This window comes from Lactobacillus sp. UMNPBX17 (assembly GCF_002553735.1).
In the GTDB taxonomy this organism is placed as follows: Bacteria; Bacillota; Bacilli; order Lactobacillales; family Lactobacillaceae; genus Lactobacillus; species Lactobacillus gallinarum.
Window position 1 is genome coordinate 17,831 of sequence record NZ_PCYT01000012.1, and the last position, 22,239, is coordinate 40,069.

Below are 22,239 nucleotides of genomic sequence, written 5' to 3' on the forward strand. Positions count from 1 at the left end.
AACAGAAAAACAAATAAAAACTGCCCACGATGGGGCAGTTTTTTAATACCTAAATTTTGTGTACTTAATTAGTAGGTTCTAACTGGTGTAATTAATTGAACAAATTCAATATCATCTTTATCTGGATTAATGACGAATGGACGCAGTGGCTTAGTAAAACTCATTACTACAGAATCGGTAATAGAAGCTCTAAGTGCATCACGCATGTAATCAGGGTTGAATGAAATTTGTAAGTCATTTCCTTCCAAGTTCCTGAAACTTACATCTTCTTCTACATTACCAATTTCTGCGGATTTACCAGATAACTTTGCAGTTTGGTTCGTAGTATCCAAAGTTAAAGTTACTACGTTATTGCGGCCCGCGTGTGTTAACAAACTTGCACGTTCAAGTGCACTAGATAATTCTGAAATATCAAATTCAACACTAGTAGTTTTTTCAGTTGGAATTAAACGATCAGTGTCAGGATAATTGCCATCAAGCAAACGTGAATAGAATGAAAGATTGCCAATTACAAACAATGCTTGGTTATCACCAGGGCAAATTTTTACTTCTGGATCAGTTTCTCCAATAATTCTAGCTAATTCTTGCAAACTTTTACCAGGGATAATCAGATCGGTTTCTGCTTGAGGTCCGTTTTCTAAAGTAATAGTTCTCTGTGATAAACGGTGAGAATCAGTTGCGACTGCCTTAATGTTGGTTGGATTAAAGAAGAAACGAACACCTGTAAGAATAGCTCTCGTTTGATCGTTAGATGTAGCAAATTGCGTTTCATTAATAATTTCACGGAAAGTTTTGCCAGAAATAGTAAATGCGGCATTATCAGGGATTTCAGGTAAACGTGGATAATTATTTGCATCTAAGCCATTAATTGTAAATTCACTATTTTCAGATACGATTTGAGTTTGGAAACTTTCTTTTACTTCAAATGAAAAGTCTTTACCTGGTAATTTCTTAACAATTTCACTGAAGAATCTAGCAGGCAGAACAATTGAACCTGTAGATTCCACATTTAAGTCTTCGTTTACAGGTATCTTTATTTCAATTGAAATGTCTGTATCGCTACCTGTTAAGGTTAATTCTGTTTCAGTCAAGTCCAACTTAATACCACTAAGAATAGGAATAGTTGCTCTTGAGGAAATAGCCCGCATTACATTGTTCAAGTTTTCTATAAACAGATTACGATTAATTGTAAATTTCATTGTTGTCCTCCTAAGTTATTTATATTAATTATATATTTAATTAGTAGTAGTAGGGCCTGTGAATTTTGTTGAAAACTCAGTAGAAGCCTTAAAATAACGGAATTTAAACGGTTAAAAACTATGTGTAAAACTCTTAAAGTTATCCACAGTGGATAATTAATGCTCAAGCATTTGTTTCAAATCAAACACAGCACTTTTTATTTCTGTATCCGTTTTTATTTGCTTATCGATTTTATCATATGCATGCATTACCGTGGTATGATCTTTGCCGCCAAATTCTTGTCCAATTTTTGGTAGACTAGCATCAGTTAACTCACGAGATAAGTACATCGCTATTTGCCTTGGTACTACAATCTGCCGTACACGCTTTTTACCCTTTAATTCGGCAGTTGAAGTTTGGAAATAATTTGCGACTACTTCCTGGATTTTAGATATCTGTAACCCGCGATTTTTTTGGACTAATTTTAGATCAACAAGAGCCTCTCGAGCTAAATTTGTATTTATGTCTGCTTTTTCAATAGTTGCATATGCTTGAACTTTAACAAGTGCACCTTCAAGTTCTCTAATATTAGTGTCTACTTGTGAGGCTATGTAATCGAGAGTGTTGTCATCAATGACTAAGCCCTCTGCTTCTGCCTTCTTGCGTAAAATTGCAATTCGTGTTTCAAGATCTGGAGGTGTAATTTCAACCTGTAACCCCCATGTAAATCGAGAAACTAAACGCTCGGACAAATCGGAAATTTCAGTTGGTAAGCGATCACTGGTCATCACGATTTGCTTTTGATCATTATATAGAGTCTCAAAGGTATGGAAGAATTCTTCTTGAATACCTTCTTTTTTTGCAAAAAATTGAATATCGTCGACTAACAGCAAGTCACAAGTTCTGTATTTTTCGCGGAATTGGTCTTGCGTTTTATTTTTTATGGAATTAATAAAATCATTAACGAAAGTTTCACTCTGTATATAGACTACTTTTGCATTAGGACGTTCGGCTAACATTTGGTGACCGATTGCCTGCATTAAGTGTGTTTTTCCAAGACCAACACCACCAAAAATAAAGAGTGGATTGTAAAAGCTACCAGGACTGTCTGCTACAGCCAATGCGGCGCCGGCAGCTAATTTGTTTCCCTCACCTTGAACGAAATTATCAAAGGTATATTTTTCGTTTAATTTTAAATTTTTGGTGAATTGTCTAGGTGCTCTTTTTTCTTGTTGTAGTTGAATATCATGTTTGGGCTCGGGTGTGACGATCCGTTCAGGACTTTCGTTATTTTCAGTTATCTGAAATACAGGTAATATTTCAATTCCGGCGTAACCATAGGCCGATTGAATCAGTTGTGAAGATAAATTTTTCTCCCAATACCCCTTTGCAACAGGATTTTGAACTAAGATTTTCAATTCATGTGTATTTTTATTGTAAGAAATAGGCTTAGTATTTTTAAACCATGCATTATAAGCAACTTCATTAAAACGAGCCCGCATCTCATCGTTAAAATGTTGCCAGAATTTTTCAATGTCGAACAATGTGCATTCCCCCAATAGTAAAAAGCACATTAAGTGTATCATTTTATATAAAAGTTTTCCACAAGAGTAAAAGTAATTAACATGATTAACAGCCTGTGGATTATTTTAATACTAATATGCACATTTTGACATGATACAAATCAAAAGGTTAATTTATGCACAGTTGACATGTGGATTACTTTTGCTATTGTAGCAATAATTTAAGCGCATTACCATATGCGTTATCCACATGGTGTGAATTTAATTTTTAACACCCTGTGGGATGTGGAAAACATTGGGAATTATCTTGTGAATTATTTCGTGTGAAAAAATATTTATTTTTTTATCCACATAAAAATGCTGTTTAAGGGATTTATTTTTGAATGAATCATGAATGCTTTTTTAAATAAATACTTGGTTTTTGCGGCTATTCGTGCTATTCTTAATAAGAAATTGTGTATTTAGCACAAAGATTTTATGGAGGTGCAGTTTACAATGACAACTAAGAGAACTTACCAACCTAAGAAGCGTCACCGTTCACGTGTTCATGGTTTTATGAAGCGTATGAGCACATCAAATGGCCGTAAGGTTTTAGCAAGACGCCGCGCAAAGGGTAGAAAAGTCTTATCTGCTTAAACCACTGAATCCCAGTGGTTTTTTTAGTCTACATAGAGTGGAATGAAACGTTTTGAGAAAGTCTTATCGAGTAAAATCTGAAAAAGATTTCCAGCAAGTTTTCGAGTCTGGTAATTCAGTAGCTAACCGTGCTTTTGTCATCTATAAGGTAGAAAAAGCAGAAAACAGGCACTTTCGTGTAGGTATTTCTGTTGGCAAGAAGGTTGGGCATACTGCAGTTGCACGTAATCGACTCAAGCGTTATATTCGGGCCGTAATTGATGAAAAAAAGTTGGAGATTGATCCACATGCTGATTTTTTAATCATTACCCGGCCTTATGCTCGTAATTTTGATATGGTCAAAGTACGAAAAAACTTGCTTCATGCATTAGCTTTGGCTCATATTATTGAAGAAATGCCAGATGAAGTTGAGGAAAATTAGATTGAAGGACATTCTGACCAAGAGAAATGTCAAACGTCTTATTGCCGTTTTAGCTTTGATTACACTTGCTGTCGTTTTGACAGGATGTGCGACTCAAGGTGCAAACGGTCATGTTGCACCAGTTTCACATAACAGTGGCAATTGGTGGGACAGATGGATTGTTTATTACATGTCAGCTTTCATTTTGTGGTTAGCTAAGTTAATGGGCAATAGCTATGGATGGGCAATTATTGTCTTTACCATTATTGTTCGTGTTATCTTGTTGCCTTTGAATGCTATTTCTATTCGAAGCACAACAAAGATGCAAGGCATTCAACCACAAATTAATGAGTTACGTAAGAAATATCCAGGACGTGACACTGAATCAAGGACACTATTACAACAAGAAACTAATAAACTATATAAGGAAGCAGGAGTAAATCCGTATACTGGATGTTTACCCGTTTTGATCCAATTGCCTGTTATGTATGCTTTGTATGGCGCGATTTTACGTACGCCACAGTTGCAAACTGGTCGCTTTTTGTGGATGGATTTGAGTAAACCGGATCCTTATTACATAATGCCGATCTTGGCAATGGTTTTCACTTTCTTGTCTACCTACATTAGTCAGTTAGCTACGCCTAAGTCAGCTCAAAATGGGATGACAAAGGTAATGACTTACGGAATGGCAATCATGGTAGGTGTAATGGCATTGAACTTCCAATCAGCAATTACACTTTACTGGGTTATTTCCAACTTATTCCAGGCAGTTCAGACCTTTATCTTGCAAAATCCTATTAAATTTAAGAGAGAGCAAGAGGCTAAGGCAGAAGCCGAGCGCGAACGTAAACGTAAGATAAGAAAAACTTACAAGCGTTTAGGACGCAAAAAGAGATAAAAAGAATATCAATCTAAAATGATTTTTAGATAAAGTAGTCAAAGTGCTTTATCCATCATGTTTATTCGTGGTGGTATAATGCACTTTTTTTATTAAGAAAAGGTGAAATTATGGCTCAAACTTTAACAGAGTTCGATACAATTGCTGCAATTTCCACCCCTATTGGCGAAGGCGGAATTTCCATTGTACGGATGTCGGGTGAAGATGCAGTTAAAATTGCTAATGAAGTTTTTAAAGGTGCAGATTTGACTAAAGTACCAACACATACTATTCACTATGGTCATATTATTGATCCTGATACTGGTAAAACTATCGATGAATCAATGGTCACAGTATTGCGTGCGCCCAAGACTTTTACGCGTGAGGATATTGTTGAAATCAATTGTCACGGTGGGATCGTAGTTACAAATCATATTTTGCAACTTTTATTAAGTCATGGCGCTCGTATGGCTGATCCGGGTGAATTTACTAAGCGTGCCTTTGTTAATGGCAGAATTGATTTAACTCAGGCTGAAAGTGTGATGGACATTGTTCGTGCTAAAACAGATAAAGCACGTCAGGTCGCTGTAGGGCAGCTTGCTGGGGGGCTTTTGCATAAAATTCAAGCTATGAGACAGGAGATTTTGGATACTCTGGCTAATGTAGAGGTAAATATTGATTATCCAGAGTATGATGCCGATACTGTTACTGCCAAGCAAATGTCTGATACTGCTAAATCAGTAATTAAGAAAATAGATCGACTGTTGAAGACTGCACAAGAGGGTAAAATCTTGCGTAATGGTCTTGCGACTGCAATTGTTGGACGCCCTAATGTGGGTAAGTCATCATTGCTTAATTATTTGACTCAAAGTGATAAAGCAATTGTAACCGATGTAGCCGGAACCACTAGAGATACCCTTGAAGAATATGTGTCTGTAAAAGGAGTACCGCTAGAATTAATTGATACTGCCGGAATTCACCATACAGACGATAAGGTTGAAAAAATCGGGGTAGAAAGATCAAAGAAGGCGCTAGATCGTGCTGATCTAGTACTTTTGTTGATAGATGCTAGTCAAGAATTAACAGCTGAAGATAGAGCTTTAATTGAAGAAACTAAGAACAAAAAGAGAATTATTGTCTTGAATAAGTCTGATTTAGGACAAAAGATAACAGTTGATGAAATGAAGAAGCAAACTGGCAGCGACGTTATTTTAACCTCAATTTTGAAAGAGCAAAATCTTGATAAATTAGAAGAATTAATCAATAAACTATTCTTTGCTGGTATCGAAAATTCTAATGATCAAGTAATGGTTACTAACCAGCGTCAAACATCACTTTTAGCTAAGGCTAAAAAAGAATTGCAGGATGTAGTGCAAGCAGTTGATGATGGCATCCCAGTAGATATCGCGCAAATTGATTTCACTGGAGCTTGGGATACTTTAGGCGAAATCACTGGAGAAAGCGCGCCAGATGAACTGGTAACGCAATTGTTTAGTCAATTCTGTTTAGGAAAGTAGGGGAAGAATATGATTAAAACATATGATTCAAATGAATATGATGTAATTATTGTTGGAGCAGGTCACGCAGGGTGTGAAGCAGCATTGGCAAGTGCACATATGGGGCAAAAGACCTTGCTTGTGACTATTGGTTTGGATATGGTTGCCTTTATGCCATGTAACCCATCAGTTGGTGGTCCTGCTAAAGGGACTGTGGTTCGTGAAATTGACGCTTTGGGCGGACAAATGGGTAAAAACATTGACGCTACTTATATTCAAATGAGAATGTTGAATACCGGTAAGGGTCCAGCCGTACGTGCTCTTCGTGCCCAAGCTGATAAGTGGCAATATCATGAGCATATGAAGGATACTATTGAAAATACGCCTAATTTAACTTTGCGTCAGGCAATTGTAGATCAATTAGTAGTAGAAGACGGCGTTTGCAAAGGTGTAATTACCAATACAGGTGCAAAATACCATGCTAAAAGCGTTGTGTTGACTACCGGTACTGCAGCACGCGGCAAAATTATTATTGGTGAACTTACTTATTCTTCAGGTCCTAACAACACAACTCCTTCAATCAAGTTGTCAGAAAACCTTGAAAAACTTGGTTTTAAGCTTCGTCGTTTTAAGACTGGTACTCCTCCACGTGTTAACGGTAATACGATTGACTACTCCAAGACTGAAGAAGAGCCTGGTGATAAAACTCCTCGTCATTTCTCATATGAAAGTAAAGACGTTGACTATTTAAAGAATCAAATCTCTTGCTGGATGACTTACACCAACAACGGTACCCATGAAATTATTCGTGATAATCTTGATCGAGCACCAATGTTTAGTGGGATTATCAAGGGTGTGGGCCCTCGTTATTGTCCTTCTATTGAAGATAAGGTGGTTCGTTTTGCCGATAAAGATCGTCATCAAATTTTCCTTGAACCAGAAGGTAGAACTACTAAAGAAGTTTATGTAGGCGACTTTTCAACTTCAATGCCTGAAGAAATTCAGCTTAAAATGGTTCACTCAGTTGCGGGACTTGAACACGCTGAGATGATGCGCCCAGGTTATGCAATTGAATATGATGTGGTTGAACCATGGCAATTGAAGCACACTCTTGAGACTAAGAACATCAAGCACTTATTTACTGCTGGACAGATGAATGGTACGTCAGGCTATGAAGAAGCCGCTGGTCAAGGTTTGATTGCTGGGATTAACGCTGCACTAAGTGCGCAAGACAAGCCTGGCTTTACCTTGGGACGAAACGATGCTTATATCGGTGTTTTGATTGATGATTTGGTAACTAAGGGTACTAATGAACCATATCGTTTGTTGACGAGTCGCGCTGAGTATCGCTTAATTTTGCGTCATGATAATGCAGATTTGCGTTTGACCGAATATGGTCACCAGCTTGGTTTGATTTCTGATGAACGCTATAAGAAGTTCGAAGAAAAGAAGCAAGCTATTAGGGATGCAAAAGCTAGATTGCATGAAATTACGGTTCACTTGACTGATGATGTTCAGCAATATCTGAAGAGTATCGGCCAGGAACCAATGAAAGCCGGCGTAAAGGCAGACGTCTTCTTACGCCGTCCACATGTTAAGATCGATGATATCGAACGACTCACTGGCGAAAAGATCGATGGTGACCGTTATGTCAAAGAGCAAGTAGAGATTGCGATTAAATATGCGGGCTATATCAAGAAAGAAGAAACCAGAATTGCTCGTTTAAAGCGTCAAGAAGCTAAAAAGATTCCAGCTGATATTGATTATGAAATGATTGAGGGCTTAGCAACTGAGGCTCGTCAGAAATTTGAAAAGATTCGTCCTGAGACTTTAGCTCAGGCCGAACGTATTTCGGGGGTAAACCCAGCTGATTTAGCTATCTTGAGTGTTTATATTCAAAATGGTCGCTATTCCAAAGTAAACAAATAAAATGAATAAGTAAAAAGCATAGTTGACAAATACTGCCACTATGCTTTTTTCATGCCCTTTTGAAATAACTCGCAACCTAAAAAATGGACGATTGAATAAAAAGAAAAAATTTTTTCTTTAAATTTTGACTATAAGTAATAATAAATGTATATAAAATAAATGATTTTTAGTATAATAATGTTCATGAAATCACAATAGAAAACGCTACCAACGAGTGATATATAAGTCTAAATTTATCTATCTTTGTGAAATGATTATTTTTAAAAAAACGTTTTCATTTGCATAATAACAACGCTTTTAACGTTTTAAAAATGTGAAAAAATGTGTTTTAATACATTATGAAAGAAACGAAAAGTTAAGGAGATGTACTTATAATGACAAAAATTAATGGTTCTGATGCAATGCTTAAAGTTATTTATGATTGGGGAATTGACCACATCTATGGTTTCCCAGGTGGTTCATTCGACTCAAGTATGAATGCCATCTATGACTTCAGAGATAAGATGAAATTTATCGAAGTACGTCACGAAGAAGCTGGCGCACTTGCTGCATCATCAGAATATAAGGTAACAGGTAAGTTGGGTGTATGTTTCGGTTCAGCTGGTCCTGGTGCTGCTCACTTATTTAACGGTTTATACGATGCTAAGTTTGATAAGACACCAATGGTAGCTATTGTAGCTAACGTTCCAACTAGCAGACAAGATATCGACTTCTTCCAAGCTTTTGATGAAGATAAATGGTTCTTAGACGCTAGCGTTTGGTGCGCTTCAGCTAAGACTCCAGAGCTTATTCCAGTATTGACTGACGAAGCTATCCGTCAAGCCTACGCAAGAAAAGGTCCTGCAGTTTTAATCGTTCCTAAGGACTACGGTTGGCAAAAGATTGAGGATAACTTCCGTGTAAACAAGGATGCTCATCCAGAGCCAAACTACCCAGCACCAACTAAGACTTCAGTTGATGAAGCTGTTAAGCTTTTGAAGGAAGCTAAGAACCCAACCATGTACATTGGTTTAGGCGCTAAAGATGCCGGTGATGAAGTTAAGGAATTTGCCGAAAAATTCAAGACTCCAATTATGTCATCATACTTAGGCAAAGGTATCGTAGAAGACAAGTTTCCAGCATACATGGGTACCATCGGTCGTATTGGACCAAAGGCCGCACAAGAAGTTCAAGGTGCAACTGACTTAGTTGTTTGGGTTGGCAATAACTCACCATTCTCAGTATTATGGTTCCCTAAGGATGCCAAGGTAATTCAAATTGATGTTGATCCAGCTAAGTTTGGCAAGCGTCACTCAACTGATGTATCAATGTTAGCTGATGCTAAGAAGGCATTGAGAGCAATTATTGACGCTGGTGAAACTAGAAGCGAATCACCACTTTACAAGGCTGCTATTGCAGACCGTGAAAATTGGGATGCTTGGCAAGATAGCTTTAAAAATTCAGATGAAATGCCTGTACGTCCAGAGCCAATCTGGGATGTAATCAACAAGAAGGCTGATGACAATGCTATCTTTGCAATCGATGTTGGTAACGTTAACGTTGACTCATGCCGTCTTTTGAACTTGCATGATGATCAAAAGTGGACTACTTCAGGCTTGCACGCAACAATGGGCTACGGTGCTCCAGCTGCCTTAATGGCTGCAACTGTTTACCCAGACCGTGAAGTATGGCAATTAGCTGGTGATGGTGGCTTTGCTATGATGAACCAAGAATTACTCACTATGGCACGCTACAACATGCATGTTTTGAATGTTGTCTTCACTAACGAGACTTTAGGTTACATTCAAGCTGAACAAGAGGATGAATCTCACCAACCATTATCAGGCGTTATTATTCCTGACAACGACTGGGCTAAGGTTGCTGAAGGTATGAACGTGAAGGGCGTTACTGTACGCACTAAGAAAGAATTCGAAGAAGCAGTTGACGAATTCAAGAAGATGGATGGCCCAATGTTGATTGATGTTAAGTACACCCACGAAATGCCTTACTCAACTGAATTGAACTCAATTGACGATCCTGCATTCGTCAAGAAGTATCAAGCCGAAGACTTGAAGCCATTCAGCTACTTTGCTGAAAAGTATGGTTTGGAAGCTGACGCTGCAACAGGTGCATCTCAGCATGAAGAATCAGAACCTGAAGAAGATACTGCTCCTGATACAGTTTCGGGTGCTTCACAACACTAATTTCTAATTAGTTTTAATTCAATTGACCAAAAAAGCGAGATGAAAATCTCGCTTTTTTTGTGGCAATATTTCCCAGGGAATGACTAAAGAGCGGTCTTTTAATTTCGCTTTTTTGTCTTTAAAAAGTATAATAAAACATGATGAATTTTGATTAAATGGAGGATGTTAAAGATATGCAACAATTCGGCGTTATCGGTTTATCCGTTATGGGTAAAAACCTCGCTTTAAACGTTAGAAATCACGGCTTCTCAGTTTCTGGCTTTTCAATTGATAAACCAGAAGTTGATGCTTTTGCAAAATATGAAGATGATAAGTTGAAGCCATGTTATACATGGGAAGAATTTGTTAATTCACTCGAAAAGCCACGCAAGATTTTGATCCAAATTATGGCTGGTGATCCAGTGGATCAAACCTTGCAAAAATTGCTCCCATTGCTGGATAAGGGCGATATTTTAATCGATGGCGGTAACTCAAACTACCACGATACTAACCGTCGCTACCATGAAATGGAAAAGCATGGTATTCACTTTATCGGTATGGGTGTGTCCGGCGGTGAAGAGGGTGCCCTTAACGGTCCAGCTCTTATGCCCGGTGGTGATGAAGCAGCTTATGAAAAGGTTGCTCCAATTCTTGAAGCAATTGCTGCTAAGAACAAGGAAGGCAAGCCATGTGTCTACTACATGGGTCCTGAAGGTGCTGGTCACTATGTAAAGATGGTTCACAATGGTATCGAATATGGTATCATGCAAGAATTCTCAGAAGTTTACAACTTACTTCGTGATGTTGCTCATAAGAGTGATGATGAGATGTCCGCAATTTTTGACAAGTGGAACCATGGTAAGGTTGAAGCATACCTTAGTGAAATCACTTCTAAAGTATTAGCTCAAAAGGATGATTTGACTCCAGATCACGTGATTGACCACATTTTGAATGTTGCTTCTTACAAGGGTACTGGTAACTGGATGCTTGAAGACGGTGTTGCACTTGGCGCTCCAGTAACTGTCGTAGCTGAAGCTGTTATGGCTCGTTTCATGAGTAAGCAAGCTCATTTAGCAGTGAAGAGCGGTATTAAGCAAGCTAAGTTTGAGTACAAGGGTGCAATTCCTGACGATTTAGTGGATGAATTCGAAAAGACTTTGCAATTAGCTCAAGCTGTCGCATACGCACAAGGCTTCCAACAATTAACCATGGCTGCCGAAGCTTATGATTGGGACTTGCGCTACAAGTCAATTGCTCAAGATTGGGAAGCAGGCTGCATTATTCGTTCTGCAATGCTTAAAGATATCGAAAATGCGTATTCTAAAGGCAACAAGCTCATGAACTTGTTCCAAGATGACTACTTCAGAAAGTTAATGGAAGAAAACCTTCCAGCTTTGAGAAAGTCAGTTGAATTCGCTACTAAGGCTGGCGTACCAACTCCAACTTTAAGTGCAGCTCTTAACTACTTAGAATCAATCTTTAACCCAGATTTACCAGCTAACCTTATTCAAGGTCAACGTGACTACTTTGGTGCACATACTTACCAAAGAAATGATCGTGAAGGTACATTCCATACTGAATGGTATGAAGAAAAATAATAAATCTGTTTCACATGAAACCAAAAACCAGCTAAATCTTAGCTGGTTTTTTATTGTACAATAGAGTTTGTCGTGATTGTTCAATTAAAGAGAGGGTTATATGAAAGACGAGGGAAATAAAACCAATATAAAACTACTTTTACAAGCGTTAGTAGTTGGTATCTTTACTGGTATAGTAGTCGGGCTATTTAGATTTGGAATTGAAAAAACGTCAGGTTTTTGGCTGCATTTATTTCAATTAGCTCACAGCAATCCATTATGGTTTATTGTGATTATTATAGGCTTTATCGCCGTAGCCGTAATTGCAGGGTATTTTGTAAAACAATATCCTCATGTTGGAGGATCAGGTATTCCTGAAGTAAAATTACAGCTTCAAGGAAAGTTATCTCTGCAATGGTTCCCAATTTTATGGCGTAAGCTAATAGGGGGTATTCTGGTAATTGGTACAGGCTTGTTCTTGGGACCAGAAGGCCCTTCATTACAACTCGGTTCAACCATCGGCCAGGGTATAGGCCAAGGCTTTAAGCAAAATAAGCTTAATTCACGAATTTTGTTAGCAACCGGTGCCGCTAGTGGTCTATCTGCTGCATTTGGTGCACCTCTTAGTGGAGCATTGTTTGTATTAGAAGAAGTTTTCCATAATTTCTCTCCACTTGTTTGGATGAATGCATTAGCTGGAGCAATTGCTTCCAACTTTGTGGTTTCCAATTTATTCGGTATCCATCCAGCGCTTGGAATTTTATATAATCATTCATTCCCAATTGTGCTCTATTGGCACTTGATTATTTTAGGGATCTTATTAGGTGTTCTAGGCCATTTATACAAAGTCGGACTGTTTAGTTTGAAAAAAGTTTATGCAAAAATCACGTTTTTGCCTCACTGGCTTCATGGCTTAATCCCTTTGGCAATCTTAATTCCAATAGCCTACTTCTGGCCATTAATTACAGGTCCTGGTAATCGCTTGATTTTGGCAATGCCCCATATAATTACACAAAGTGGATGGAGATTAGTTGGTCTGTTGGCGTTCTATTATGTCATGAGAATTGTCTTTTCAATCGTGGCCTATGACTCTGGTTTACCAAGTGGTATCTTTTTGCCAATTTTGACCATGGGTGCTTTAATTGGTGCTACTTATGGTTTGTTCATGGTTCAACTTGGACTATTGCCTCAGCGTTTAGTAGTTAACTTAGTAATCTTTTCAATGGCTGGCTATTTCGCCGCAATTATTCGCGCACCATTTACCGCAATTATTTTGATTACTGAAATGGTTGGCTCATTGCTACATTTAATGCCACTTGCTGTTGTAGCATTTATTGCGCTGCTAGTTGATGAACTTCTTGGCGGAAAACCAATTTACGGCCTCTTAGCGGCCGCTATGGACAAGCATAGTGATCGTAAGGTTAATTATACTGGCCAAGCTGATCGAATGGTTCTACCGGTTTATGAGAGCTCTAGATTAGTTGACAAAAAGGTATCCGAGATTAAGTGGCCTGAAGATACGCGTGTAAGTACTATTCGCCGTGATGGGGATGAAATTATTCCTAATGGACAAACGGTTATTCGCGGTGGCGATATGTTAATTCTAGAATTTGACTCAAGTCAACGTGGTGTAGTTTATAGTAAGATGAAACAGCTGCAAGGCGTTGAACTTGATGGGTAAATGAGATTAAGCGGCATCAATAGATGCCGCTTTTTTTCTTGCAGAAAAATGTTTCTTAGTGGATACTTGAACTTATACAGAAAAGAGGGATAGACATGAACAAATTAGTGCAAGTTACATTGAATGCTGATCAAGAAAAATATAATTTGGGTGGGGATGAGAGCATTACTTTTATTGATGCAAATTCCTACTATATTGGTCAAATTGTGGCACGTGAACATGGTTGGATCGTTTTAGAATCAGTTGATCAAACTGGCAATCAAGGCGGAATTGTTTTTATCAAGGAAGATCAAATAGCCAAAATAGAGGACGACACACCAGTGTTGCATTATTATGCGACAACTGAAATTAAGGATCCATTTGACATGAGGCACTTAAATAGTTCAGTAAAGAACTGGGATTTCACTGATATTTATGACTTACTGATCAATGTTGCTGATGCGCAGCCTTTTGTAACTTTTGAGGTTGATACCGGCGTAACTTACACTGGTTTGATTACACAGCTTGATAAAAAAGAAGTCCGTATTTTAGAAAAGAACGGCACTTCTATTGAACATTTTGCTACGGTTATTCCTCTTCAAGATATTGTTTGTGTTGACGTAAACAGCATAGATAATAATTTATTTATTCATTATTTGAAGCAAAAGCAAAATTATGAGTTTAATGAATTAAAATTAGTAGAAATTTATTTTGATTATACTTTCGATGATCAATTTGGTAATTTTGTGATTGGCAAAGTGCTTAAGTATGATGAAGATAATATTTTGCTTGAGAGCTTAAATGAATTGGGACAAGTAGAATCTATTGCCGTGATAGCTCGGAGTCATGTTGCGCACGTTACGGAAGAATCAGAAAGACTGAACTATTTTAATTATTTAGTAAATTGGCAACAGAAAAATCATAGCTTTGATCCTGACTATTTGGAACGATCACTTAATCTTAATGGCCCGATAAAGTCAATCACCGAGGTAATTGAGAATTGGCCTGATGATCATGTGATAAAAATCAGTGATTCTATTTATCATTATCCAGATCGATTGGGCTTAATTGCTGATCGTGGCGATGAAGGCTTTGATTTAAAAATCTTAACTGAATATGATTTAGGCGAGATTAGTGACCATAATTATGATGATCTAATTAGTGTTGATTTGGCTGGCTCAGAAATGATAAAAATGCAGCGTTTCATTGATCATAAATAATTAAATAAGTTGCTAGTAGCTTATTAATTTTTATATAATGAGGAAAACGAAAGGAAGATGAGTTATGGGATTAACTTTTGACAACCCTAATAATTTACAAAAGATGCTTGATCGTTTTGCGACCGTTCCAGATCCAAAAAAGACGCCAAAACACAAGGATCCAGAAGAATTGCTTGATAAGGATTCTAAAGATAAAAAGAAGAAAGATAAGAAGTAAAAAAGACAGATGCGAAGATGCATCTGTCTTTTTATGATAATTAATTATTATTTTGTTCAGCTTTAATAAATTTCGGTGATGTTTCTGGTGCCCAGATAAGACAAACGATAAATGCGAAGAGCAATACAATTGCACAAACTAACATAGCTAATTTTGCACCACCAATATTGGTTAGAACCGGTAATAAAAATGTACCAGCGGCTGCACCAAAACGGCTAATTGTAATGCACGTACCAACTCCTGTCCCACGTACTTTAATGCCAAATAATTCAGTGGGATATGGGTAATCAAGCACTAATCCTGATGAAAGGATAATCGCAAAAATAGTGAAAATGGATAATTTAATCATTGAATCTAACCCAGGTACTAAAGCCATAATACCAATTAAAACAGCTGAAGTTAAAAAATTGCCAACTAAAAATGTACGGCGACTAATTTTATTAAAAATAAAGATACCGAATAGAACGCCGACAAACATACCGCCATTGTAAATGATTCCGGAGATGCTGCCACCTGTAATATTCATGCTGCTAAGCAAAATTGGTAAGAAAATACTAATACCAAAGAATGAAAATGCTTGGCAAGCATAAAAGATACCACCAACTAAAGTGCGGCGTAAATATTTCTTAGAGAATAAAATTCCCCAGGCAATATCTTTAGGCGCTTTCTTTTTCATAAATCGTTTAGGCAAGCGCCATTTGTGTCCCATGTGTTTACTAATGATTTTGTTTGCTTTCTTAACTTTACCTTTACTTGCGAGCCAAGTAGGAGAAGCGGGAAGCGGAAAGAAACTTCGGAATAAGGCGGTAATAATTGCTGGAACGGCACCGGTAGCTATAATCAGTTGCCAAGTATAAGCGCCCAAGCCAGTAATGAGAGTACCAACTATATAGGATAAGATGAAACCGATTGTCCAATAGATCAATAAATGACTTTGGCGCTTACTATCCTCACCTTTAGGTAACCATTCTGTTAATAAAGCATTACCAACAGTATAATCAACAGCAATCATTAATCCGATTCCGATTCTAATGATGAAGGTCAATAATAAATTGGCTGTCAATAAGTGAATTAGGGTTAATCCTGCCAGAATATACATATTGATCATTAATAACTGACGGCGACCAATTTTATCAGAAAGTCGTCCTATTAAAAGACTACCAGCTAATCCAATCAATGAACCAGCTCCGATTAAACCGGTCCATAAATCGCTAATGTCAATATATTTAGCGGCATTTGAAAGTGCTGTACCACTGATGCCCAAGGCATAGCCACAGGCTATTTGACCTAAGATAACAGCAATCATTACTCTTAAATGAACCGGCATCAACGGAGCACGTTTATAATTCTTTTTAGTTTTGATAATTTTTTCGCGTGTAGTTTGGGTATTATTTTCCATAAGAGCAAGCACAGCTTGCTTATTCATCAACTCCTTTATTAATACAATAATATAATGTTAACAAAAGATTAAAAAAATTGCAAAAAGACAAAATAAAAACCAGATGTTAAATCTGGTTTTTCGTTCATTAAGCACCTGCAATTTTTGTTTTATTCAATAGCAATGAACTAGTTACAACTGAAACTGAACTGAAGGCCATAGCAAGTCCTGCTAGTTCTGGGCTAAGAGTTAAACCTAATCCCATAAACAGGCCGGCAGCAATAGGAATACCAATAGTGTTGTAAATCAGGGCCCAGAACAGATTTAATTTAATTCTATTGAAAGTCTTCTTAGAAATCTCTAGTGCCTTCACAACGCCCATTAAATCGTTTTGGACGAGGACGATACCACCTGATTCAATTGCGATATCTGTCCCTGATCCCATAGCAATACCAACATTAGCCGTAGACAAAGCAGGAGCATCATTGATCCCATCACCAACAAATGCTACTTTATTGCCTTCATCCTGCAATTTCTTAATCTCAGCAGCTTTTTCGGTTGGCAAAACGCCTGCTATAACTTGATCAATACCAACTTCGCGCCCAATAGCTTCGGCAACATTTTGATTGTCACCGGTAAGCATCACCGTCTTTAAACCACGCTTTTTAAGTTCCGCAATTGCTTGCTTAGAACTTGCTTTAGGTACATCTTGAATGGCAATTAAGCCAATGATGTCATTACCTAGGCCAACATAGACTACAGTTTTTGCTTCTTTTTGAAGTTGGAGAGCCTGATCTTTCATTTCCTGGGAAATAGAAATATCTTCTAATAAACGATCGCTACCAACAAAAGCTTCTTGATTATCATAGTTAGCCTTAACCCCGCGGCCTTCGATAGCCGCAAAGTTTTTGACAGGCTTAATTGTAATATTGGCTTCTTGTGCTGTTTTAACTACGGCAGTTGCTAGTGGGTGTTCGGAATTTTCTTCTAAGCTAGCTGCAATAGCTAAAACTTTGTTTTTATCGCCTACAACATTAGTAACTTGCGGTTTACCAACAGTAATCGTACCAGTTTTGTCGAAAACAACGGTATTAATGTCACTGACTTCTTGAAGTACTTCACCATTTTTAATCAAAACACCCATCTTGGCACTACGAGCAGTACCAACCATTAAAGCGGTTGGAGTGGCTAACCCAAGAGCACAAGGACAAGCAATAACAACTACGGAAACAGCGAAGAGCATCGCACTAATTAACGTTGCACCTAAGAAGATGTACCAGATAACGAAAGTAAGGATAGCAATAATCAAAACGGCTGGTGTGAAAATATTAGAGATCTTGTCGGTCAAATTTTGAATTGGAGCATGACTGGTTTGGGCTTTTTTAACTAAATCAACAATCTGAGATAGCATGGTCTCGCTACCAACCTTAGTTGCTTTAAAGGTAAAAGTACCATTGGTGTTGATCGTTGAACCAACAACATCGTCACCCTTTTTCTTAGTAACTGGCATACTTTCACCAGTAACCATTGATTCATCAAGAGTTGATGATCCATTAACAATTACACCATCGACAGGAACCTTTTCACCTGGCTTAACGCGGATGATATCGCCAACCTTGACTTGGTCAAGAGGTACCTTAACAAACTCGCCATTGCGCTCAACTTCAGCGTCTTTAGCTTGAAGGTCAATCAATTTAGCTAAGGCATTTGAAGCGTTATTGTGCATCTTTTCTTCCAGGGCATCCCCGAGTAAAACGAAGACGGTTACGTAAGCAGCAGTTTCAAAATAAACTTCACGGCCAGTAAACATGGCGAAGATACTGTAGAAGTATGCTATTGAAGTACCAACGGCTATCAGCGTGTTCATGTTAGCGTTATGGTGCTTAAAAGCGGACCAAGCACTGCTCCAATAAGGCGCAGCAGAAATTGCCATTATGATTGTAGTCGTGATAAAGGCGATCCAATTATAGCCCGGCATCATCCAGTGAAATGGCGTGGCAAACATCTGGATTAGCATTGGAATTGCTAAAATAAATGAAATCCAGAAGCGCTTAATATTTGAGAGCTTCATTATTTAACAACAACCTTTCCGCGGAACATATCCATTCCACAAGCGTAGGTGTAAGTACCTGGCTTGTCAGTTGGAATGTCAATCGTAACTTCTTTTTTACCATCTAATTTTTGGTCAAAATTTAAATCTTTAGAGACTACTTCATTCATGCAGCCCATATTATCTGATGGAATAAACTTTAATTGAGCTGGTTTACCTTGCTTGAAAGTAACTGTGTTTGGTTTATAACCATGATTTTCTGCATTAACAACAACTTTTTTAGTTTGATTCTTTGAAAAAATACTCATTATTTAACAACAACCTTTCCATGAAACATATCCATACCACAAGCAAAGTTATAAGTGCCTTTCTTGTCAGTGGGAATATCAATAGTAGTAATTTTTTGCTTAGTTAAATCTTTATCAACACCAAGTTGTTCAAAAACAACGTGAGACAAACATGCTGTTGAATCATTCATATCGAAGTTAACCTTTGCAGGAACTCCTTGTTTTAAAACAACGGTAGAAGGGGAATAGCCGCCTTTAACAACGATATTTGCTTCTTGAACGCCTTGATCAACACTGGCAGTACCAACGGCTTCTTGATGTTTGCCGAAGAACCACCAGAGGATAAACCCGATTAAGACAACCGCTACAATTAGCGTGATGATTTGAGCTATAGTCATTTTTAACTTCTCCTTTTAGCACATCTTTTCATTGCCTGGTAGGCAATTGCATGGCACCATGTAAGGCGCATCTTTTTCTTTAGTAGCAATAATTTCTTTTATTTTAGATAAATCACTCTTTGAAATAGGTGAGTTGGCGATTAACTGTAATAGAACTTCGCCTTTGTGCATGTCGCACATGCGATTTAGTAGTTCTTCTGCAGCTTCAGTCATCACTTGGGTTTGGTTAACGTTAGCAGAGTAGATAAAATGCCGGCCTTCTTTTGTGGTGGTAAGCAGTTCTTTTTTAACCAAGCGCCGCAGCAAAGTTTTAATTGTTGATTCGGACCAGTTCTTTTTTGCCTGCAATTCTTGAATTATTTTGGTAGAACTGACGGGCTCGAGTGTCCAAATAATGCGCATGACTTCCCACTCACTATCAGAAATCGTGCTTTTATTTTCTTGAAGTTTAACCATTTTCTCCTCCTTTAGTTTACAAATGTAAATATACACTTTAAATTTATATTTGTAAACTTTGATGCAATAAAAAAAGAAAGATTGTCAAAATCTTTCCAAATTAATGAATAAATAAGCTGATTATTAATAATACAAACGCGATCCAAACGGCATCAATTAAATATACTAAAATCTTAATCCAAATATTCTTATATAACTGTCCAGTTTCAAAAAGAAAATACAATGCCACTCCAGCTAGAATTACTGCAACGGTAGTTGCGGAACTATTATGAATATTTAAATAAAAGAAAATTCCTGCGATTGCCGAGGTGATTAAGGTACCGATAATCCAAAGTGCTTTTTTGCTTAATTTCATAATGTTTTCTCCTCGTGTTATAAATTTATTGTTGTGATTAAAAAATAGCTACTTGTAAAATATATGTTCAAATATCTGAATGAGCGGTCGGCTCATGGTCAATCTGATATTTCATGTAGGACGTAAGGGCCTATTGGTGGCAGACACCGAAACTAAACCGACCATATATGAGTTCGCAAATTTTTTGTGAACTCATTTTTTTTGGAGGAATTATGAAAAATGTAAAGGGATATAAAAGATTAAATTATAAAGAGCATTTAAGACTAAATCGTTATTATGGTGCAATATATAATGCAGCTTACTTTTTTAATAAATATTTTGTTAACCAAAATGTGATCTATTAAACCGATAATCTTTGCCTAAAAGTAAAAGCTAGGAGATCAAATTTCATGCATTTATGTGGCATAAAATATGAAAAGGAGCTGCTTCTTTTTTTACGGATGCACTAAATAAGAACATTGATGAGAACAGTATTTATATAAAAAAAGATGGGACAACTTTTCAAAAGTTGCAAGTTTTACTGCAATTTAAAGAGCTGATTGGTAAAAATGTTAGAGTAACACGTGGTTATAAATATCTACTACTGTCTTTTGATTATGTATTAAGAACTAATAAAGAAATATTAGCTTTAACACTAATAGATCGTATTAACTCTGATGTGATTCCGCAATCGCTTTTAAATTTACATTCAATGAAGAAGTTTAGTAAAGGCAAAAAAGTTATTAAGATTGAGTTTAAATCTCGATAAAACAGTCAATTTTAATAATTTGATCCCATAACTCTGTTTCATGTGAAACTTAATATAGTTATCATACCAAAAAAGACGGATAACCAATAATAGTTAACCGTCTTTTCATTTTTCTATAAATTCGTTACCAAGAAAAATATGATAAATACCACAAACAGGATATACATCATTGGCGTTACTTCCTTGTAGCGCTTAGAAGCAATCATCGTAATAGGGTAAGCAATCAAGCCTAATGCTAAACCATCAGAAATACTGTAAGTAAGTGGCATCCCTACAACTGTCAAGAATGCAGGAACGGCAATTTCAAATTTATCCCAATCGATTTTCTTTAAATTGCTTGCCATTAACACACCAACAATAATCAAGGCAGGTGCTGTAACTGTAGTTGGAATAACCTGAAGAAGCGGACTGAAAATCATACTGATTAAGAAGAAGATACCAACAAAAATAGCAGTTAAACCAGTACGACCACCCATAGCGATGCCGGCACTTGATTCTACAGAAGTACCAAGTGGAGCGGTACCGAAGACAGCACCTTCAACCATGGCAGTTGAATCGGCTAAGAACGCACGACCGATCCGTGGAATCTTACCATTTTTATCAACCATACCAGCTTGTTCAGTCATTCCGATTAAAGTGCCAGCAGTATCAAAGAAAGTTACCAATAAGAAGGTCAAAACAACCATCCAAAGCTGAGCTGTATTGATGTCTTTAATATGGAAAACTGCTTGACCAAAAGTAGGCGCGATACTTGGTGCACCTGAAATAATACCGTGTGGCAATGGAATTTGACCAATGATCATACCAAAAATGGCAGTCACGATCATTCCGATAAAGATTGAGCCAGGAACATTCAATGCCATCAAGACTACAGTTAGGACTAAACCGAATAAAGTGATCCATACAGCAGGATTACTGAATTTACCTAACGCAACTAAAGTTGAATCGCTGTTAACGATAATTTGGCCATTTTTTAAACCGATAAAGGCGATGAACAAGCCGATACCAGCAGAAATTGCGTATTTCATGTCTTGAGGAATGGCATCAACTACGATTTCACGCAATTTGAAAATCGTAATCAAAATGAATAAAACAGAAGCTACAAGAACGGCAGCTAATGCAGTTTCCCAAGAAATCTTCATCCCTACACAAACGTTGTAGGCAAAGAAAGCACCACTACCCAATGTTGGTGCTAAAGCAATAGGGTAGTTTGCAATAAAGCCCATCAGGAAACAACCAATTGCTGTAGCGATGGCCGTTACAGTGAAGGCTGCGCCTTTAGGAATACCAGCTGCGTGTAAAATATTAGGGTTAACAAACAAGATGTAGGAAAGGCTGACAAACGTAGTTAATGCGGCAATTAATTCGCGTTTAACGTTAGTGTTAGCTTCTTCTAAATGAAAGACTTTATTTAAAAAATCCATTGCGCCTCCAAAATAAAAACAAAAAGAAAAAAGACATAGCTTACCCAAAGTCATGGGTAAAAGATGTCCTTAATAAAATTATGACGTCTGATACCTATAGTCCTGAATTTATGGCTCAGGGTAGATACTGTCGACCTTATTTCGACGATATATAGATAACTTGATTGTTAAGTATTCTAGCAGAAATACGTGGCCTACGCAAATTTCTCGGGAAACAAAACATACTAATCTAGTGTTGGATGATTACTCGACGGAGTAGTCGTTCAA

The 22,239-nt window shown here is 37.4% G+C and carries 20 protein-coding genes and 1 riboswitch; of the genes, 11 read left to right on the forward strand and 9 right to left on the reverse strand.

What is annotated here, in order from left to right; genetic code table 11:
- Window positions 1-68: 68 nt before the first annotated feature.
- The gene (gene dnaN, locus CP368_RS03290) at window positions 69-1,199 is read right to left on the reverse strand and encodes a DNA polymerase III subunit beta (RefSeq protein WP_098043987.1); all 1,131 of its coding nucleotides are present in this window, start codon (window positions 1,197-1,199) and stop codon (window positions 69-71) included.
- A gap of 156 nt (window positions 1,200-1,355) precedes the next feature.
- Window positions 1,356-2,723, reverse strand: a complete 1,368-nt coding sequence (gene dnaA / locus CP368_RS03295) for a chromosomal replication initiator protein DnaA (protein ID WP_087235770.1) — start codon at window positions 2,721-2,723, stop codon at window positions 1,356-1,358.
- 474 nt (window positions 2,724-3,197) lie between these two features.
- Between dnaA and rpmH the strand changes: the two genes are divergently transcribed.
- From rpmH to CP368_RS03345, 10 genes are all read left to right on the forward strand, one after another.
- On the forward strand, window positions 3,198-3,338 hold the full coding sequence (gene rpmH / locus CP368_RS03300) for a 50S ribosomal protein L34 (protein ID WP_003549412.1): 141 nt from the start codon (window positions 3,198-3,200) through the stop codon (window positions 3,336-3,338).
- A gap of 52 nt (window positions 3,339-3,390) precedes the next feature.
- Window positions 3,391-3,759 (forward strand): ribonuclease P protein component, encoded by a 369-nt coding sequence (rnpA, locus tag CP368_RS03305; RefSeq protein WP_087176516.1) that lies wholly within the window; start codon window positions 3,391-3,393, stop codon window positions 3,757-3,759.
- The gene (locus tag CP368_RS03310) at window positions 3,740-4,636 is read left to right on the forward strand and encodes a membrane protein insertase YidC (RefSeq protein ID WP_191451350.1); all 897 of its coding nucleotides are present in this window, start codon (window positions 3,740-3,742) and stop codon (window positions 4,634-4,636) included. Before rnpA ends, CP368_RS03310 begins: the two co-directional genes overlap by 20 nt.
- Before the next feature lie 110 nt (window positions 4,637-4,746).
- Entirely contained in the window at window positions 4,747-6,132 is a 1,386-nt protein-coding gene (gene mnmE / locus CP368_RS03315) for a tRNA uridine-5-carboxymethylaminomethyl(34) synthesis GTPase MnmE (RefSeq protein WP_087176518.1), read from the forward strand.
- A gap of 9 nt (window positions 6,133-6,141) precedes the next feature.
- Window positions 6,142-8,040: a tRNA uridine-5-carboxymethylaminomethyl(34) synthesis enzyme MnmG gene (gene mnmG, locus CP368_RS03320; protein WP_098043985.1), complete on the forward strand. Its 1,899-nt coding sequence runs from the start codon at window positions 6,142-6,144 to the stop codon at window positions 8,038-8,040.
- A 374-nt stretch (window positions 8,041-8,414) separates the two neighbouring features.
- Entirely contained in the window at window positions 8,415-10,223 is a 1,809-nt protein-coding gene (spxB, locus tag CP368_RS03325) for a pyruvate oxidase (RefSeq protein WP_098036452.1), read from the forward strand.
- A 173-nt stretch (window positions 10,224-10,396) separates the two neighbouring features.
- Window positions 10,397-11,800, forward strand: a complete 1,404-nt coding sequence (gndA, locus tag CP368_RS03330) for an NADP-dependent phosphogluconate dehydrogenase (protein WP_098043984.1) — start codon at window positions 10,397-10,399, stop codon at window positions 11,798-11,800.
- Between the two features lie 100 nt (window positions 11,801-11,900).
- Window positions 11,901-13,460 (forward strand): ClC family H(+)/Cl(-) exchange transporter, encoded by a 1,560-nt coding sequence (locus CP368_RS03335; RefSeq protein ID WP_098043983.1) that lies wholly within the window; start codon window positions 11,901-11,903, stop codon window positions 13,458-13,460.
- 95 nt (window positions 13,461-13,555) lie between these two features.
- Entirely contained in the window at window positions 13,556-14,659 is a 1,104-nt protein-coding gene (locus tag CP368_RS03340) for a hypothetical protein (protein ID WP_098045752.1), read from the forward strand.
- 64 nt (window positions 14,660-14,723) lie between these two features.
- Window positions 14,724-14,876 carry an SPJ_0845 family protein gene (locus tag CP368_RS03345; RefSeq protein ID WP_013642612.1) on the forward strand — a complete coding sequence of 51 codons (153 nt, stop codon included), beginning with the start codon at window positions 14,724-14,726 and terminating at the stop codon, window positions 14,874-14,876.
- 40 nt (window positions 14,877-14,916) lie between these two features.
- On the opposite strand, the gene CP368_RS03350 is transcribed toward CP368_RS03345, so the two are convergent.
- The 6 genes from CP368_RS03350 to CP368_RS03375 all read right to left on the reverse strand — a co-directional run bounded on the left by CP368_RS03350 (window position 14,917) and on the right by CP368_RS03375 (window position 19,800).
- Window positions 14,917-16,275, reverse strand: coding sequence for an MFS transporter (locus CP368_RS03350; RefSeq protein WP_098036456.1), 1,359 nt, complete (start codon window positions 16,273-16,275; stop codon window positions 14,917-14,919).
- Between the two features lie 127 nt (window positions 16,276-16,402).
- Window positions 16,403-18,325 (reverse strand): copper-translocating P-type ATPase, encoded by a 1,923-nt coding sequence (locus CP368_RS03355; RefSeq protein WP_098037155.1) that lies wholly within the window; start codon window positions 18,323-18,325, stop codon window positions 16,403-16,405.
- Window positions 18,325-18,612 (reverse strand): cupredoxin domain-containing protein, encoded by a 288-nt coding sequence (locus CP368_RS03360; protein WP_005724722.1) that lies wholly within the window; start codon window positions 18,610-18,612, stop codon window positions 18,325-18,327. Before CP368_RS03360 ends, CP368_RS03355 begins: the two co-directional genes overlap by 1 nt.
- Window positions 18,612-18,989, reverse strand: coding sequence for a cupredoxin domain-containing protein (locus tag CP368_RS03365; protein ID WP_056945594.1), 378 nt, complete (start codon window positions 18,987-18,989; stop codon window positions 18,612-18,614). The genes CP368_RS03360 and CP368_RS03365 overlap by 1 nt, the downstream gene beginning before the upstream one ends.
- 15 nt (window positions 18,990-19,004) lie before the next feature.
- Window positions 19,005-19,445: a CopY/TcrY family copper transport repressor gene (locus CP368_RS03370; RefSeq protein ID WP_098043993.1), complete on the reverse strand. Its 441-nt coding sequence runs from the start codon at window positions 19,443-19,445 to the stop codon at window positions 19,005-19,007.
- A gap of 100 nt (window positions 19,446-19,545) precedes the next feature.
- On the reverse strand, window positions 19,546-19,800 hold the full coding sequence (locus CP368_RS03375) for a hypothetical protein (protein ID WP_025006205.1): 255 nt from the start codon (window positions 19,798-19,800) through the stop codon (window positions 19,546-19,548).
- Between the two features lie 478 nt (window positions 19,801-20,278).
- Here CP368_RS03375 and CP368_RS10475 point away from each other — a divergent pair, with 478 nt between their 5' ends.
- A complete protein-coding gene (locus tag CP368_RS10475; RefSeq protein ID WP_233185789.1) occupies window positions 20,279-20,548 on the forward strand; it encodes a hypothetical protein in 270 nt (89 codons plus the stop codon).
- Window positions 20,549-20,661: 113 nt separating this feature from the next.
- On the opposite strand, the gene CP368_RS03385 is transcribed toward CP368_RS10475, so the two are convergent.
- The gene (locus tag CP368_RS03385) at window positions 20,662-21,972 is read right to left on the reverse strand and encodes an NCS2 family permease (protein ID WP_098044425.1); all 1,311 of its coding nucleotides are present in this window, start codon (window positions 21,970-21,972) and stop codon (window positions 20,662-20,664) included.
- A 77-nt stretch (window positions 21,973-22,049) separates the two neighbouring features.
- A riboswitch (purine riboswitch) is annotated at window positions 22,050-22,147 on the reverse strand.
- Between the last annotated feature and the right edge of the window lie 92 nt (window positions 22,148-22,239).